The 16,182-nt window shown below is 58.2% G+C and carries 17 protein-coding genes and 3 tRNA genes; 14 read left to right on the forward strand and 6 right to left on the reverse strand.

Annotated elements, in window-relative coordinates:
• Positions 1 to 57: 57 nt before the first annotated feature.
• On the forward strand, positions 58 to 1,125 hold the full coding sequence (ada, locus tag JJD74_RS15575) for a bifunctional DNA-binding transcriptional regulator/O6-methylguanine-DNA methyltransferase Ada (RefSeq protein WP_042559356.1): 1,068 nt from the start codon (positions 58 to 60) through the stop codon (positions 1,123 to 1,125).
• 14 nt (positions 1,126 to 1,139) lie between these two features.
• On the opposite strand, the gene acuI is transcribed toward ada, so the two are convergent.
• A complete protein-coding gene (gene acuI / locus JJD74_RS15580) occupies positions 1,140 to 2,123 on the reverse strand; it encodes an acrylyl-CoA reductase (NADPH) (protein ID WP_200615243.1) in 984 nt (327 codons plus the stop codon).
• A 260-nt stretch (positions 2,124 to 2,383) separates the two neighbouring features.
• Between acuI and JJD74_RS15585 the strand changes: the two genes are divergently transcribed.
• The 13 genes from JJD74_RS15585 to JJD74_RS15645 all read left to right on the forward strand — a co-directional run bounded on the left by JJD74_RS15585 (position 2,384) and on the right by JJD74_RS15645 (position 12,913).
• On the forward strand, positions 2,384 to 3,448 hold the full coding sequence (locus JJD74_RS15585) for an NAD(P)H-dependent flavin oxidoreductase (RefSeq protein ID WP_200615245.1): 1,065 nt from the start codon (positions 2,384 to 2,386) through the stop codon (positions 3,446 to 3,448).
• Positions 3,449 to 3,616: 168 nt separating this feature from the next.
• Positions 3,617 to 4,384, forward strand: a complete 768-nt coding sequence (modA, locus tag JJD74_RS15590) for a molybdate ABC transporter substrate-binding protein (RefSeq protein ID WP_234451766.1) — start codon at positions 3,617 to 3,619, stop codon at positions 4,382 to 4,384.
• A complete protein-coding gene (modB, locus tag JJD74_RS15595; RefSeq protein WP_047301428.1) occupies positions 4,385 to 5,065 on the forward strand; it encodes a molybdate ABC transporter permease subunit in 681 nt (226 codons plus the stop codon).
• Positions 5,066 to 5,068: 3 nt separating this feature from the next.
• Positions 5,069 to 6,148: a molybdenum ABC transporter ATP-binding protein gene (modC, locus tag JJD74_RS15600; protein WP_200615247.1), complete on the forward strand. Its 1,080-nt coding sequence runs from the start codon at positions 5,069 to 5,071 to the stop codon at positions 6,146 to 6,148.
• 72 nt (positions 6,149 to 6,220) lie between these two features.
• Complete coding sequence (locus JJD74_RS15605; protein ID WP_042559362.1) at positions 6,221 to 7,258, forward strand: DNA topoisomerase IB; 1,038 nt, start codon at positions 6,221 to 6,223, stop codon at positions 7,256 to 7,258.
• A 145-nt stretch (positions 7,259 to 7,403) separates the two neighbouring features.
• Entirely contained in the window at positions 7,404 to 9,041 is a 1,638-nt protein-coding gene (locus tag JJD74_RS15610; RefSeq protein ID WP_200615249.1) for an ATP-binding cassette domain-containing protein, read from the forward strand.
• A gap of 71 nt (positions 9,042 to 9,112) precedes the next feature.
• Entirely contained in the window at positions 9,113 to 9,343 is a 231-nt protein-coding gene (locus tag JJD74_RS15615) for a hypothetical protein (RefSeq protein WP_042562104.1), read from the forward strand.
• Between the two features lie 121 nt (positions 9,344 to 9,464).
• Entirely contained in the window at positions 9,465 to 9,695 is a 231-nt protein-coding gene (locus JJD74_RS15620) for a hypothetical protein (protein WP_150615477.1), read from the forward strand.
• Positions 9,696 to 9,966: 271 nt separating this feature from the next.
• Positions 9,967 to 10,251, forward strand: coding sequence for a hypothetical protein (locus JJD74_RS15625; protein ID WP_200615252.1), 285 nt, complete (start codon positions 9,967 to 9,969; stop codon positions 10,249 to 10,251).
• Positions 10,252 to 10,703: 452 nt separating this feature from the next.
• Positions 10,704 to 11,261 (forward strand): GTP cyclohydrolase I FolE, encoded by a 558-nt coding sequence (gene folE, locus JJD74_RS15630; RefSeq protein ID WP_047301436.1) that lies wholly within the window; start codon positions 10,704 to 10,706, stop codon positions 11,259 to 11,261.
• Between the two features lie 82 nt (positions 11,262 to 11,343).
• A complete protein-coding gene (locus tag JJD74_RS15635; RefSeq protein WP_042559367.1) occupies positions 11,344 to 11,886 on the forward strand; it encodes a DUF3833 domain-containing protein in 543 nt (180 codons plus the stop codon).
• Complete coding sequence (locus JJD74_RS15640) at positions 11,883 to 12,593, forward strand: SDR family oxidoreductase (protein WP_200615254.1); 711 nt, start codon at positions 11,883 to 11,885, stop codon at positions 12,591 to 12,593. Before JJD74_RS15635 ends, JJD74_RS15640 begins: the two co-directional genes overlap by 4 nt.
• A gap of 14 nt (positions 12,594 to 12,607) precedes the next feature.
• The gene (locus tag JJD74_RS15645; protein WP_042559369.1) at positions 12,608 to 12,913 is read left to right on the forward strand and encodes a DUF6482 family protein; all 306 of its coding nucleotides are present in this window, start codon (positions 12,608 to 12,610) and stop codon (positions 12,911 to 12,913) included.
• A 314-nt stretch (positions 12,914 to 13,227) separates the two neighbouring features.
• Here JJD74_RS15645 and JJD74_RS15650 read toward each other — a convergent pair.
• The 5 genes from JJD74_RS15650 to uvrC form a co-directional block, all read right to left on the reverse strand.
• Positions 13,228 to 13,314 (reverse strand) — tRNA-Leu (locus tag JJD74_RS15650).
• 195 nt (positions 13,315 to 13,509) lie between these two features.
• A tRNA-Cys gene (locus tag JJD74_RS15655) sits at positions 13,510 to 13,583 on the reverse strand.
• Between the two features lie 45 nt (positions 13,584 to 13,628).
• A tRNA-Gly gene (locus JJD74_RS15660) sits at positions 13,629 to 13,704 on the reverse strand.
• Positions 13,705 to 13,764: 60 nt separating this feature from the next.
• Positions 13,765 to 14,325 carry a CDP-diacylglycerol--glycerol-3-phosphate 3-phosphatidyltransferase gene (pgsA, locus tag JJD74_RS15665; protein ID WP_200615257.1) on the reverse strand — a complete coding sequence of 187 codons (561 nt, stop codon included), beginning with the start codon at positions 14,323 to 14,325 and terminating at the stop codon, positions 13,765 to 13,767.
• Between the two features lie 32 nt (positions 14,326 to 14,357).
• Complete coding sequence (gene uvrC / locus JJD74_RS15670) at positions 14,358 to 16,181, reverse strand: excinuclease ABC subunit UvrC (protein WP_200615502.1); 1,824 nt, start codon at positions 16,179 to 16,181, stop codon at positions 14,358 to 14,360.
• Between the last annotated feature and the right edge of the window lies 1 nt (position 16,182).

The following is a 16,182-nucleotide window of genomic DNA, read 5'->3' on the forward strand; positions in this document are numbered from 1 at the left end:
TGTTGTGTTCACCAACGCTGGTTAACCTGAATCAAACAGGTCAACGGATTAGCCATCATGAAAACGCTTTCGAACACGCCCAACATTGAAGACGATCCACGCTGGGCCGCTGTTGTTGCGCGGGATGCTCGGGCGGACGGGACGTTTGTCTATGCGGTGAAGACCACAGGCATCTACTGTCGCCCAAGCAGTCTTGCGCGCTTGCCGAAACCGCAGAATGTGGAGTTTTTTGATACGGCGCTTGAGGCTGAAGCCGCCGGCTACCGCCCGAGCAAAAGGGCCAGCAAGGATCAGAGCGATGTGCTCGCGCAACATGCTGCCACCGTGGCGCTGGCATGCAGGCAGATCGAGTCCGCCGACACTTTGCCCGCGCTCAATGAACTCGCCGAAACGGCCGGTCTGAGCCCGTTTCATTTTCACCGTGTGTTTAAAGCCGCGACCGGACTGACGCCGAAGGGTTACGCTAGCGCCCACCGCTCGCGCCGCGTGCGTGAGCGCCTGGCAGACGGCGGCTCAGTGACCGACGCGTTGTATGACGCAGGTTTCAATTCCAACAGTCGTTTCTATGAAAGCGCCGATCACTTGCTGGGAATGAAACCCGGTGACTACCGCGCCGCCGGGCAAAACAACGACATTCGTTTTGCCGTCGGACAATGCTCGCTTGGCGCGATCCTGGTGGCACAAAGCGAGCGCGGGGTTTGCGCGATTTTGTTGGGCGACGATCCTCACCAACTGGTGTGTGATCTGCAGGATCAGTTTCGCAAAGCCAATCTTATTGGCGCCGACGCAGGGTTTGAACAGTTGATCGCCAAAGTCGTCGGCTTTATCGAAACCCCGGCCATCGGCCTCGATCTACCGCTGGATGTGCGCGGCACGGCATTTCAGGAGCGCGTGTGGCAGGCGCTGCGGGAAATCCCGGTTGGCAGCACCGCCAGCTACGCCGACGTTGCCCAACGCATCGGCGCGCCGACATCCATGCGCGCCGTGGCTCAGGCATGCGGTGCCAATCGATTGGCCGTCGCGATTCCCTGCCATCGCGTGGTGCGCAGCGATGGCAATCTTTCCGGTTATCGCTGGGGTGTCGAGCGTAAAAGGCAACTGCTGGAGCGTGAAACGCAACCCTGAAGCTGCGTGCCACTTCAGCGATTGACGTCCACCACAACGCGCCCGCGAAGCTGTCCTGCGAGCAGTTTCGGCGCGGCATCAATAACGTCGCCGAGGGCGATTTCATGGCTGATCAATGGCAGTAAGGCAAAGTCCAGATCCTTCGCCAGTCGACCCCATGCCTCCACGCGGCGCGCTTTTGGCTGAGTCACGCTGTTGATCCCGGCCAGAGTGACGCCGCGCAAAATAAACGGCGCCACCGAGGCAGGGAAATCCATACCCTGGGCCAGACCGCACGCGGCGACGGTGCCCTCTGAACGCGTACTGGCGCAGGCATTCGCCAGCGTGTGGCTGCCGACCGAATCGATTACCGCTGCCCAACGTTCCTTGGCCAGCGGCTTGCCCGGCTCGGACAAGGTCGCGCGGTCGATGATTTCAGTCACGCCCAGTTGCTTGAGATAGTCATGCTCGGACACCCGGCCCGTGGACGCCACGACCTTATAGCCGAGCTTGCTCAGCAGCGCGATGGCAAAACTGCCCACACCGCCATTGGCCCCCGTCACAAGCACCTCGCCCTGCGCAGGCGTCACGCCATTACGCTCAAGCGCCAAAATGCACAACATTGCGGTGTAACCCGCCGTGCCGATCGCCATCGCCTGAGCAGCGGTAAAAGCGTTTGGCAACGGAATCAGCCAGTCGCCATTCAGCCGGGCCTTTTGCGCCAGGCCGCCCCAATGGCTTTCGCCCACGCCCCAGCCATTGAGCAGCACCTGATCGCCCACTTTATAGTCGGGATGTGAGCTGACCTCGACGGTGCCTGCCAGATCAATCCCCGGAACCAAGGGAAACTTGCGCACTACCGGACTGCTGCCGGTAATCGCCAGGCCATCCTTGAAATTCAACGTGCTGTAAGCGACGGCCACGGTCACGTTGCCCTCAGGCAACTGGTCTTCGTTGATTTGTTGAAGGTTGGCGCGATAACCGCTGTCGTCTTTATTGATCAAAATACCGTTGAACATGATGGCCTCTCATGGATGGATTTCAGGTGGTCATGGCTTTCAAATATCACATCGCAACACGTTGCCACACTCGACTTTCAGCCAATCCACGAATCGCCCGGGTATTTTCATGGCGCCGGCGGTGGAGATGGCGGATTTCATCGACGCTGAGAACCTGCGTCAGGTGATGTTCATAATTTCAAAGTGGCCCGGAGTCTGGTTTTGCTGGTAAAACCGGCTTTGCCGTCCCTGCCCCGTTTCATCGTTCGGAGTCCGCTTCCATGAGCCAATGGCCAGATACACGCATTCTCGACCTGCTCGGCATTCAATCGCCGATCATTCAGGGCCCGATGGCCGGTGCGACAAATTCATCGATGGTGATCGCCGTGTGCAACGCTGGCGGCCTGGGTTCGATGCCGGCGGCGATGCTGAGCATCGAGCAGTTACGCGAAGAGCTGAAAACGATTCGCGAACAGACCGACAAGCCCTTCAATGTGAATTTTTTCTGCCACCAGTCACCCGCCGCTGATGAGCAACGCGCACGCGAGTGGAAGAGCCTGCTGGAACCGTACTACCGCGAACTGGGTGTCGACTTCGAGGCGCCAACACCGGTATCCAACCGGGCGCCGTTCGACACGGCAGCGTGCGAAGTGCTGGAAGAATTCCGGCCGGAGGTGGTGAGTTTTCACTTCGGTTTGCCAGAAAAATCCCTGCTCGACCGAGTAAAGGCCACTGGCGCAAAAATCCTCTCCTCGGCAACCACTGTCGATGAAGCGATCTGGCTGGAACACAATGGCTGTGACGCGATCATCGCCATGGGCTACGAGGCCGGCGGTCATCGCGGGATGTTTCTCAGCGAAGACTTGAGCAGTCAAGTCGGCACTTTCGCACTGGTGCCGCAGATAGTCGATGCGGTGACAGTGCCGGTGATTGCCGCCGGTGCAATCGCCGATGCGCGAGGCGTCGCGGCAGCTTTCATGCTCGGCGCGTCAGCGGCTCAGGTTGGCACCGCGTACCTGTTCACCCCGGAAGCGAAAGTAAGCGCCTCTCATCACAAGGCCCTGCGCACCGCCAAAGAGAGTGAAACCGCGATCACCAACATTTTCACCGGACGCCCGGCACGGGGCATTCTTAATCGTGTGATGCGTGAAATGGGGCCAATGTCGGCCAAAGCGCCGGCATTCCCGTTGGCCGGTGGCGCCCTGATGCCTCTACGTGCAAAAGATGATGCGCAGTTCGCCAACCTGTGGGCAGGCCAGGCATTCACGCTGGGCCAAGACCTCAGCAGTGCTGAACTGACTCGCCAATTGGCCGAGGGTGCATTGGCGAAGCTGAATGCGCGTTAATACCGCGCGCGGGGTGCGTTTCAGGTCAAGCGGCCCTTCAGGATAAATCCTCTCGCCACGAAGTGGGGATCGCTATATATTTCGCTACATAGCGATTTCCCCCTTCGCAACGGCGCAGCCCACCTCGAGTAAAGCTGCCCTGTGCACCGCCCTCAACGGAGCTGCTACATGACCATTCGCGCCTCACGTTTTGCCCCTGTCTGTCTCACCTCACTGCTTGCCGTATTTGCCATCGGTGCTGCTCAGGCTGATGAAGTGCAGGTTGCTGTTGCTGCGAATTTCACGGCACCGATCCAGGCCATCGCTGCCGATTTCGAAAAAGACACCGGGCACAAACTGGTCGCAGCCTATGGCGCCACCGGCCAGTTCTACACACAGATCAAGAATGGCGCGCCGTTCGAAGTGTTCCTCTCGGCGGACGACACCACGCCGGAAAAACTGGAAAGAGAAGGCGATACCGTCAAGGGCTCGCGCTTCACTTACGCCGTTGGCACCCTGGCGCTGTGGTCGGCGAAGGACGGTTATGTCGATACCAAAGGTGAGGTGCTGAAGAAAAACGAATACCAGCACCTGTCCATCGCCAATCCGAAAACCGCACCATACGGCCTGGCAGCCACGCAAGTGCTGGAAAAGCTGAAACTGACCGAAGCGACCAAAACCAAGATTGTCGAAGGCCAGAACATCACCCAGGCCTACCAGTTCGTTTCGACTGGCAACGCCGAACTCGGCTTCGTCGCGCTGTCGCAGATCTATAAGGAAGGCAAAGTCACCAGCGGTTCGGCGTGGATGGTACCGGCCAGCCTGCATGATCCGATCAAACAGGACGCGGTGATCCTCAGCAAAGGCAAGGACAACGCCGCCGCCAAGGCACTGGTTGAATACCTCAAGGGCCCGAAAGCCGCTGCGGTGATCAAGTCTTACGGCTACCAACTCTAAATGTCGCTGACGAGTGCCGATTTTGCGGCGATCTGGCTGACCCTGAAACTGGCGTCCCTGACCACCGCGATCCTGTTGGTTATCGGCACGCCGATTGCCCTGTGGTTGTCGCGCACCCGCTCATGGTTGCGCGGCCCGGTTGGGGCGATCGTCGCCCTGCCCCTCGTGCTGCCGCCGACCGTCATCGGTTTTTATCTGTTGCTGATGATGGGGCCACACGGCTTTCTCGGCCAGTTCACCCAATGGCTGGGCCTGGGCACTCTGACGTTCAGTTTCACCGGGCTGGTGATTGGCTCCGTAATCTATTCCATGCCGTTCGTGGTGCAACCGTTGCAAAACGCGTTTTCGGCAATCGGTACCCGTCCGCTGGAAGTGGCCGCAACGTTGCGCGCCAATCCGTGGGACACCTTTTTCAGCGTGATCCTGCCGCTGGCCCGCCCGGGTTTCATCACGGCGGCCATCCTCGGGTTTGCCCATACCGTCGGTGAGTTCGGCGTCGTGCTGATGATTGGCGGCAATATCCCGGACAAGACCCGCGTGGTCTCGGTGCAAATCTACGATCACGTTGAGGCGATGGAATACGCACAGGCCCACTGGCTGGCAGGCGCGATGCTGGTGTTTTCGTTTGTGGTGTTGCTTGCGCTGTACTCAAGCCGCAAGACCCGCGCGGGCTGGAGCTGATCGATGATTGATGCACGTTTGAAAATGGCCTTTTCAGGCTTCAGCCTGGATGTCGATCTGCACTTGCCGGGCCGCGGCGTCAGCGCGCTGTTCGGCCACTCCGGGTCGGGAAAAACCACGTGCCTGCGCTGTATCGCCGGGCTTGAACGCGCAGAGCAAGGCTTTATTCGGGTCAACGACGAGGTGTGGCAGGACAGCGACAGCGGTATTTTCGTCCCGCCGCACAAACGCGCGGTGGGTTATGTGTTTCAAGAGGCCAGCCTGTTTCCGCATCTGTCAGTGTTGGCCAACCTTGAGTTCGGTCTCAAACGTATTGCCAAGTCGCAGCGCCGGGTCGACATGACGCACGCCACTGAATTGCTCGGCATCGGGCATTTGCTTGAGCGTCATCCGCAGCATCTCTCGGGTGGCGAGCGTCAGCGTGTCGGCATCGCCCGTGCGCTGCTGACCAGCCCAAAACTGCTGCTGATGGACGAGCCGCTGGCAGCACTCGACAGTCAGCGCAAAAACGAAATCCTGCCCTACCTGCAGCGCTTGCATGATGAGCTGGATATTCCGCTGTTGTACGTCAGCCATGCGCAGGACGAAGTCGCGCGCCTGGCCGATCATCTGGTGCTGCTCAGCGACGGCAAGGCCCTGGCCAGCGGGCCGATTGGTGAAACCCTGGCCCGCCTGGACTTGCCGATGGCCATGGGCGATGACGCCGGTGTGATCATCGAAGGCCAGGTCTGTGCCTACGACGCGGATTATCAGCTGCTGAGCCTGCAATTGCCGGCCACCGAAATGAGCATCCGCGTAACGCATGCGCCAATGGCGGTGGGCCAGACCTTGCGCTGCAAGGTACATGCGCGCGACATCAGCCTGACCCTGCACAACAGCGAATCCAGCAGCATCCTCAATCGCCTGCCGGTCACCGTCATCAGTGAGCAGGCCGCGGACAATGCCGCGCATGTGTTGATTCGTCTCGACGCGGGCGGCACGCCTTTGCTGGCGCGCATTACAAGGTTCTCCCGCGATCAATTGGGCGTGCGGCCTGGCCTGCAATTGTGGGCGCAGATAAAGGCAGTCGCGGTGCTCGCGTAAATCATTCGGCACGACGGCTTCGGCGTGCGGTCAATGGTTTTAACGACCACTGCGCCACCAAAGGAAGCCGCCATGCCCGACACCGAGCTGATCGATGCACTGCCATCCGACCTGCATTACGTCGATGACACACAGCCCGGCATTACCCGCAAAAAACTGCGCGGCAAGTTCAGTTATTTCGAACCGTCGGGCCAACGCATTACCGATGCGGATGAGATCAAACGCATCAACGCCCTCGCCGTGCCACCGGCCTACACCGACGTGTGGATCTGCCCCGACCCGAGCGGTCATCTTCAAGCCACGGGCCGCGATGCCCGTGGCCGCAAGCAATACCGATATCACGCGCGCTGGCGTGAGGTGCGTGATGCCGACAAGTATTCGCGGCTGCGCGAGTTCGGCCAGGCATTGCCGAAGTTACGCAAACAACTGGAAGCACTGTTGGCTGCACCGGGCTTCAGTCGCGACAAGGTCATGGCCACGGTGATCACCTTGCTCGACGCAACGCTGATTCGAGTCGGCAATACACAATACGCGCGGGATAATCGCTCCTACGGTCTGACCACCCTGCGCAGCCGACATGTCGAGGTCAACGGCAGTGCGATCCTGTTCCAGTTTCGGGGCAAGAGCGGCATAGAACACCAGATCACCGTGAAGGATCGACGCCTGGCGCGGGTCATCAAACGCTGCCTGGAAATCCCCGGACAGAACCTGTTTCAGTATCTGGATGAACACGGCGAACGGCATACCGTCAGCTCTTCCGACGTCAACAACTACCTGAAAACCCTGACCGGCGCAGACTTCACCGCCAAGGACTACCGCACCTGGGCCGGCAGCGCCTTGGCCTTGTCTGTGTTGCGCGAGCTTAAACATGAATCAGAAACCGAAGCTAAACGGCATGTGGTGGACATGGTCAAAGGCGTCGCCAAACAGCTGGGGAACACGCCTGCAGTTTGCCGCAAGTGCTACATCCACCCGGCCGTGGTGGAAAATTTCATGCTAGGCGCGCTTGCCGAATTGCCGCGCCCGCGCGTACGCAAGGGGCTGCGCACCGAAGAAGTGGCGCTGGCGATGTTTCTCGAACGCATGAGCGAGATGACCGTCGCCCCTTGATCGACTACGCACCGTCCTTTAGGCTAGCCACCTTTCCGTCCTCAGGATGATCGCAAACGTGAACAATCCAGCCTTCTAAAAATGTAATCGCGACTTGCCGCTTATTAGCGCTTGTCAGTTTTCACGACATTTTCTGGAGGTGCCGATGACTCACGTCTCGCGTACGCCTGCACTCGTCTCCCTGAATCAAATGGGCTTTCAATTCGCCAATGGCGAGACGATTTTCAACGACCTCACTCTCAAATTCGATCATCTGCCGACTGCTATCGTGGGTCGCAATGGCATCGGCAAAAGCGTGCTCGCGCGGCTGATAGCCGGACAATTGCAGCCTGTTACCGGCAGTGTGGTGCGTCCGGTTTCGGTGAGCTACGTCGCGCAAAACTTTGTCGCAACTTGCGGGCAGACAGTGGCCGATGCAACAGGCACCGCGCCGGGGCTCGCGGCGCTCGAGCGGCTGGCGATGGGCTGCGCCAGTAGCGAGGATTTCGACCTCATCGGCGAACGCTGGGATTTATCGGAGCGCTTGCGTCAGCGACTGGATGAAGCCGGACTGCCCGACATCGTTGCCAGCGACCTCACTCAAACGCTCAGCGGTGGCCAACAAGCCAGAATCGCCCTGATCGGCGCGCTGCTGAATCCCGATCAATTACTTGTGCTGGATGAGCCGACCAACCACCTCGACAACGCGGGTCGGCAATGGCTGATGAACGCACTGCAAGCATGGCGCGGTGGCCTGATTGTCGTCAGTCACGACCGCCAGTTACTGGAACAGATGCGTCGAATTGTCGAACTCACGCCATTGGGGGCGACTGTCTTCACGGGTCGTTATTCAGAATTCACCGAACAGCGGCAGATCCATCAAGCCGCGGCGCAGGCACAGCTTGATCAGGCCCGAGTCGAACGCCAGCGCCTGCGTGCGCGACTGCAACGCGAGCACGACACAATCCAGCGCCACGCTGCCAGCAGTCGGCGCAACGCACAGACCGCCAACGTGGCGGGCTTCGAACGGGCGGCGATGAAAGCGGCTGCGCGGGAAATCATGGGCCACGTGCGCCTCGGCCAGCAGTCACGCAAAACCGATCTGGATACCGGGGTACGTGACGCCTTCGCGAAGGTCGTGCCTGACGAGGGTGTCTTGATCAATCTGCCGAGCAGCCTCGTGCCGAGTACACGCCGGATCTGCACGTTGATCGACGCTCGTTTGCCTTGGCTAGCGGCTGATGCACCATCGTCGCGGCTGAACCTCGGCATCCACGGGCCGATGCGCATTGCGGTCAGTGGTCCGAATGGCTGCGGCAAATCGACGTTGTTGAACCTGCTAAGCGGTGAACTGAAGCCACTGTCCGGCGCCTGCAGCACCCATGTGCCGTTGGCTCTCCTCGATCAGCAACTGACGTCGCTGGATGATCGTATGTCTATCGTTGAACAGCTGAAGGAGCAACAAACACCGCTGAGCGAAGGCACGTTGCGCAGTTACCTGGCACACCTGCAACTCAACGCGCAGCGCGTCACCCTACCCTGCGCTTCACTCAGTGGCGGTGAACGCCTGAAAGCCGCGCTTGCTCTGGCGTTATGGCGTCAGACGCCCGCCCAATTACTGCTGCTTGATGAACCGACCAATCACCTTGATCTGACTTCAGTAGAAGCTTTCGAGCAAGCCTTGCAGACATTTCCCGGAGCGATTGTGGCGGTTTCTCACGACCAGGCGTTTCTAAGGGCGTTACACCCGACCCATAAACTGCAGTGGCACGCCGAAGGATGGCGTCTGCAACCGACGAGCTGACCTGGCTGTTTTTTGCACAATTGCTGAAGACTTCTATAGTTGATGTGACACGAATCAACTGCGGTGACGCCATGGAAGACATTTTCATCGTGAAGCGTTGCAACAAGATCATCATTCACGGGCGACGCGCCACTGATAGCCAGCATGATCCTGCAGAAGCCAAAAGCTGGTTTCGCATCTGCGATAGCCGCACTGGCGGTTTCATTGGCGATGGCTACGACGTGGAAGAGGACGCTCGAGACGAATGCAAGCGCCTCAACGCAGCCAGTTCAACCACACCGGCCCGACAGTTATCAAGCTGATGCCGATCAGCAGCGGGCCTATACTGAAACCAGCTGAAGGAGCAGCGCCCCATCGGCAGAAAGCTCGCAACTCGCGGGCTTTTTGCTGCTGTTCAGCGGTTTCAACGTACGGAGGTGTTTCATGTCCGAAAAAGAGTCCATCACCACCCTCCTCACCCTGCTCGACGCCCGGCAGGCGCGCCTCGCGGCCGCTTGCAAAGAGATAGCCGACTGGGTCGATCACCAGGGCGGGCACCCGACAGCCCTGCGCATCCGCGATCGCCTGAATGACATCGAAAAAGATACTCCGCTGATCCGCAACTCACTGTCGGCGCTCAAGCCTATTGATCGGCCATTGCCTCGATTCAGATGACAATGGGTTTTGCGCGGTAATCATCTGAGCCTCACCAGCGGTGGCAAAAGTGTCACCGAAATCCTGCCTGGGCGATTTTTATCTGGATTGTGAATTGGCGCGAGGCTTTTCACATAACCATCACATCTGCTGGCCTACAGTAGAGTTACTCCTTTAGAAACACCCCTCTCACCCGCCCGCATGCGGGTGTTTTTTTTCCTGTCGAAAACCTCCCCGAACGTCGTTGTATTCAAATGGTCAAAATTTGTACACGTCACGAAGGAGACATTTCATGGTCATCCATTTCAACGTCGACGGGCATCTGGCCTGTGGTCACAAAGGTGAACAACTGAGCTCAAGCAAAGAACTCAATCGCGTGAAGTGCCGCAGTTGCCGCAATACCGATGCCTTCAAACAAGCAAGAAAAGACCAGCGCAATGCGGCCCGCCGCACCGCGCGAAGAGCAAAAACCCCACACGGCCCAACCAACTGGCGCGCCGAATGGATTGAACGGCTGACGACGATGGCCGGACTTCAGCGCTTGCCCCGCGGCTTTAGCGGACAAGCCTTTGTTTAGGACAGCATAAAAAGGGCCGATTCTCTCGGCCCTTTTTTCGTGTCTCTTCTGCGTAGATCCATCGCCTCTCATTCGACGGGGCGAAGAATCAAAGAGATGCATCATCCACGCGTTCGTCAAACGCATTGCTATCGCCTGACTCACCCTTCTGGAAATTAACACTGGACTCAGGTTCGCCGCCGATACCGCGATGGTTGGCGGCGCTGCCATGTAAGTGTTTCCCATACCAGGTTGTAAGTGCACGTCGTGGCATTGGCTTCCGAGAAGCTATCCGAGCAACCTCACACATCTGCGATGTGAGGGTTTCGCATCTGCATAAAAAGATTGCCGATTCATTGTCAGATGATTTTTTTCAGCCTATCTTGAATAAAACCTATACAAAGCACTTGGCCGCGTACAACTCTTTAGCTACGGATTGGCCCTCACGCATACCAACGCCGCGAGAAACTTCAATGAACCCACTACTAGCCAGCCATTACCGTGAAATTCTCGTCGGCGTCGGTGAAAACCCCGAGCGCGAGGGGCTGTTAGACACGCCCAAGCGTGCCGCCAAAGCGATGCAGTATCTGTGCAATGGCTACACGTTGAGCCTGGAAGACGTCACCAACGGTGCCTTGTTCGAGTCGCAGAGCGATGAAATGGTGATCGTCAGCGACATCGAGCTTTATTCCTTGTGTGAGCACCACATGCTGCCCTTTATCGGTAAGGCGCATGTGGCGTACATCCCCACCGGCAGGGTGCTGGGGCTGTCAAAGGTCGCGCGAGTGGTTGATATGTTCGCGCGTCGCCTGCAGATCCAGGAAAACCTCACTCGGCAGATTGCTGAAGCCATCCAGCAGATCACCGATGCCGCCGGTGTGGCGGTGGTCATTGAAGCCAGGCACATGTGCATGATGATGCGCGGCGTAGAGAAGCAGAATTCGGTCATGACTTCCTCCGTAATGCTGGGCGCCTTCCGTGATAGTTCGACGACGCGGCAGGAGTTTCTGCAGCTGATCGGACGGCGATAAACCTATACAGGGCCTGCCCACTGTACAAGCCCATAGTTCGAAACTTCACACTCATCACCTTTGTACTTCAGGGAGTAAGGCAATGACCCGATTTCTACTGATACTGGCAATGGCCCTCAGCGTCGGGAGTTGCAGCAGTGTGGATGTCGCCCGTTATGCGGATCAGCAACCGGCATTGAATCTGGAGCATTTTTTCAGCCAGCCCGTCAAAGCCTGGGGAATGTTTCAGAAGCGCAGCGGTGAGGTTGTCAAGCGCTTCGAGGTCGACATCGTCAGCCGCCGCGAGGGCAACAACCTGATTCTCGACGAGCGCTTCCAGTACAGCGACGGCACACGCCAGCGCCGCGTCTGGACCCTCACGCCCGAGGGCCAGGGGCGCTGGAGCGGTCGCGCGGATGATGTGGTGGGTGTCGCCAAGGGCCAAATCGCTGGAAACACGTTGCACTGGCGTTATCGCCTGAACCTGCCGGTCGACGACTCGACCTACGAAATGAGCATGGACGACTGGATGTACCTGATGGACGAGGACACGTTGATCAACCGCACCACTATGTCCAAGTTCGGGGTAGAGGTCGGCCAGGTGACGCTATTCTTCCGTCGCCAGGGCGCCGGTGCGAGCCAATGAATCGCGTATTGACCATGGACTCGCTCGGCGACGGTTATCGCGCGCTGGTGATCGGCGCCGGTGGAACCCTCGGCACGGCTTTTTGCGAACAGCTCGAACAGGATCCGCGCTGCGCCAGGGTTCGCGCGCTGGGGCGCCATACCGTTCCCGAACTGGACCTTGAACGACCCGAAACGATTGCCAGCGCCGCCACCGAGCTGGCATCCGAAGCACCGTATCAACTGATCGTACATGCGGCCGGCCTACTCCATCGCGACGGGATCAAGCCGGAAAAAAGCCTCAGTGCAATCGAGCCGGACGCGCTTCAGACCGTGTTTCAAGTGAACGCGCTGGGGCCGGCAATGGTGCTGCGCCACTTTCTGCCGCTGCTCGATCCTATGGGAGCGATGGCGATGCTTTCGGCAAAGGTCGGGAGCATTGGCGACAACCGTTTGGGCGGCTGGTACGCCTATCGCGCCTCCAAGGCTGCACTGAACATGCTGATCAAGACCGCCGCCATCGAACTGGCACGCACTCGCCCGCAGAGCCGCTTGCTCAGTCTGCACCCAGGCACGGTTATCTCGGGGTTGTCGCAACCTTTCCGCGGAGCCTCCAGTGCCCGGCCGGCAGACGTGGCCGCGGCCCAATTGCTGACCTTGATAGACCAGTTGACCCCGGCCGACAGCGGCCATTTCTTTGCTTACGATGGAGAACGCCTGCCCTGGTAGGCAAGGAGTGAAGCATGAACCTGAAAACCCTCACCGAACACGCGGCCAACAGCGAAATACGCGAGCTGGAACTGCTGTCACTCGAAGGTGGTTTTTATCTTGCACGGATCCGCCTGGACCACGGCCAGTTCACCTTGCTTGATGATGCGACCAAGCCGATGCACCTGCGTTCGATCACCCACCTGCGTGACTTGCTGCAGACCGTCCCTGCATTTCCTTGCGTGCTGGTGCAGCAATGCGTGCACGACGAAATGTGCGGCCGGGATACAGGGCCTGTCGAAGAACTGCGCCTTCCGTTTTCGCTCACCACGCCATTATGAATCGGACAACGCCGAGCTCCACTGAATGAACGTTACCTGCCGGTTGCGCCTGGATTCCGTAAGCAGAATTTCAAATGCGGGATACCAGCAAAAGCGGCAGCGGGCGAAGAGGAACCAACAGAGAGCATCCACGAAGCTCGAGACCAGTTGGGCATGCATCTGTCGGGACAACAGAACAGGATATCCGGACGCGTAAGGGCATGAAGGTAGCCCCTACGGAGTGACAGAAGGACGGGAATTGCGGAATAGATTTTTTGATTGCGGAAAAAAATAAGGGCTTGCATGAGGTATGTCATGCAAGCCCTTGATATAGATGGTGCCCGAAGCCGGAATCGAACCGGCACGCCCTTACGAGCGGGGGATTTTAAGTCCCATGCGTCTACCAGTTTCGCCATTCGGGCGGTAGCGCTGTGTTGCTGTTTCCAGCGGCATGCTCTCAATCCTGACAGCATGAAGGCTTCAGCAGCCGAGCGGGAAATATATACATCACTTCCCGGTGAAGCAAGTTTGCAATGAACGTTTTAAAGACTAAATCTTGCAACGCATTGCAAATAAAAAAGCTCCGTAAATCATGGATCTACGGAGCTTGTTTATAGTGGAGGCCGAGGTCGGAATCGAACCGGCGTAGGTGGATTTGCAATCCACTGCATAACCATTTTGCTACTCGGCCTCAAAGCATCTGCTGTCAGTAGCACAACAACAAACACGTACAAATTGGAGCGGGAAACGAGACTCGAACTCGCGACCCCGACCTTGGCAAGGTCGTGCTCTACCAACTGAGCTATTCCCGCTTGGTGATGCGCATTCTATAGAATTAAGAAGCTCCGTCAACCCCTTGATTCAAAAAAGTTTTATTTCTTTTCCACATCGGTCTTCAGATGTGGCCAGGCGGCGCGCAGGTATTGAACCATCGACCACAAAGTCAGGCCTGCCGACACCAGCAGCAAGGTGTAACCCAAGACAACCCAGAAATTGAAATCCTTCGGGTGAGCCAACAGAATCACCAGCGCGAGCATTTGCGCTGCGGTTTTCCATTTGCCGAGATTCGATACAGCCACGTGCGCACGCGCACCGAGTTCAGCCATCCATTCACGCAGCGCCGAAACAACGATCTCGCGACCGATAATCACCGCCGCTGGCAGCGTGAGCCAGAGGTTGCCATGCTCTTGAACCAGCAGCACCAGCGCAACGGCGACCATGAGTTTGTCAGCGACCGGATCAAGAAACGCTCCGAACGGAGTGCTTTGCTCCAGGCGACGCGCCAGATAACCATCCAGCCAGTCCGTTGCTGCCGCAAAGGCAAACACCGAGGCGGAGGCCATGTAGCTCCACTGATATGGCAGATAGAACAGCAAAATGAAGATCGGGATGAGCAGGACGCGTAGAACGGTAATCAGATTAGGGATATTCATCGGCACAACTGGCTACGAGGTGAAGGGGCATTCTACTCGCTATGCAGGTTCGCATAAATCGACTCTGCGAGCTTTTTACTGATCCCCGGGGCTTTCGCTATCTCTTCGATGCTTGCACGAGTCAGCTCTTGCAATCCACCAAAATGTTTCAACAAGTCGCGACGTCGAGTCGGCCCTACTCCGGCAACGCCTTCCAGCGTTGACGTACGGCGAGTTTTGCCGCGACGTGCTCGGTGCCCTGTAATTGCAAAACGGTGCGCTTCATCGCGAATCTGCTGAATCAGGTGCAGTGCCGGCGAGTCACCGCGCAAGGTGAATTCATGCGCCGCATCATTCAGATACAACGTTTCGAAACCCGCCTTGCGCGTTGCCCCCTTGGCGACACCGAGCATGATCAAATCCGGCACGGCCAATTCATTGAGCACGTCGCGGGCCATCGATAGCTGACCCTTGCCACCGTCGACCAGCAGAATGTCCGGCAACTTGCCCTCGCCGTCCTTGAGTTTGCTGAAACGTCGCGTCAGGGCCTGATGCATGGCGGCGTAATCATCGCCAGCCGTGACACCCTCAATGTTGTAGCGCCGGTAATCCGATTTGATCGCGCCTTCCGGGCCAAAGACAACACAGGATGCGACCGTCGCCTCACCACTGGAGTGACTGATGTCGTAACACTCCAGACGTTGCGGTGGCTCATCCAGATTCAACACTTCAGCCAAAGCGTCAAACCGCGCCGCGGTGTGCTGACGATTGGCCAGACGCGCACCCAAAGCCTGCTCGGCGTTAGTCACAGCCAATTGCTGCCAACGCGCGCGCGTGCCTCGTACCCGATGACTGATGGCCAGTTCACGACCGCGCAATTCATGGATCGCCTCGATCACCGTCGGAAAGTCTTCGTGCATCACGTTGACGATCAGCTCGCTGGGCAGGTCGCGCTCCGGGCTGCTGATGAAGTAATGACCGAGAAACGCCGCCATGACTTCAGAAACGTCTTCATCAATCCCGACCTGCGGGAAGAAGTTCTTGCTGCCCAGCACGCGTCCGCCACGGACGCTGATCAAATGCACGCAGGCGCCGCCAGGGTTGACGAAGGCTGCGATGACATCGATATCGCCCGTGCCACCCTCCATGCTTTGTTGATCCTGCACACGGCGCAGCAGAGCGATCTGATCGCGCAACTCGGCGGCGCGCTCGAATTCGAGGTTGATCGCCGCCTCTTCCATCGCGCTGGACAGCTCGTTGGTCAGCGCATGACTGCGCCCTTCGAGGAACATCACCGAATGACGGACGTCGTCAGCATAAACATCAGGCTCGACCAGCCCGACGCAAGGCGCCTTGCAACGCTTGATCTGGTATTGCAGGCACGGGCGGGTCCGGTTCTTGTAGTAACTGTCTTCACACTGGCGGACGAAGAACGTTTTCTGCAGAAGGCTCAGACTTTCACGGATGGCGCCAGCACTTGGATAGGGCCCGAAATATTTGCCCTTGGCTTTCTTTGCCCCACGATGAATGCTCAAACGCGGGAATTGGCCGTCGGACAAAAATACATATGGATAGGATTTGTCGTCGCGCAACAGAATGTTGTACGGCGGCCGCCATTCCTTGATCAGCGTCTGCTCTAGTAGCAGCGCCTCGGTTTCATTGGCGGTGATGGTCGTTTCGACCTGAGCAATGCGTCCAACCAGTGCAGCCGTCTTCGGCGCCAGGCCGGTTTTGCGAAAGTAGCTGGCCAGTCGCTTCTTGAGGTTCTTGGCCTTGCCGACATACAACAGGCGCGCATCGCTGTCGAACATCCGGTACACACCGGGGCGCCCGCTGACAGTCGACAGAAAGGCACTGGAATCGAATGTTTCAGTCATG

This window comes from Pseudomonas sp. MF6776 (assembly GCF_016613125.1).
Classification (GTDB): domain Bacteria; phylum Pseudomonadota; class Gammaproteobacteria; order Pseudomonadales; family Pseudomonadaceae; genus Aquipseudomonas; species Aquipseudomonas iridis.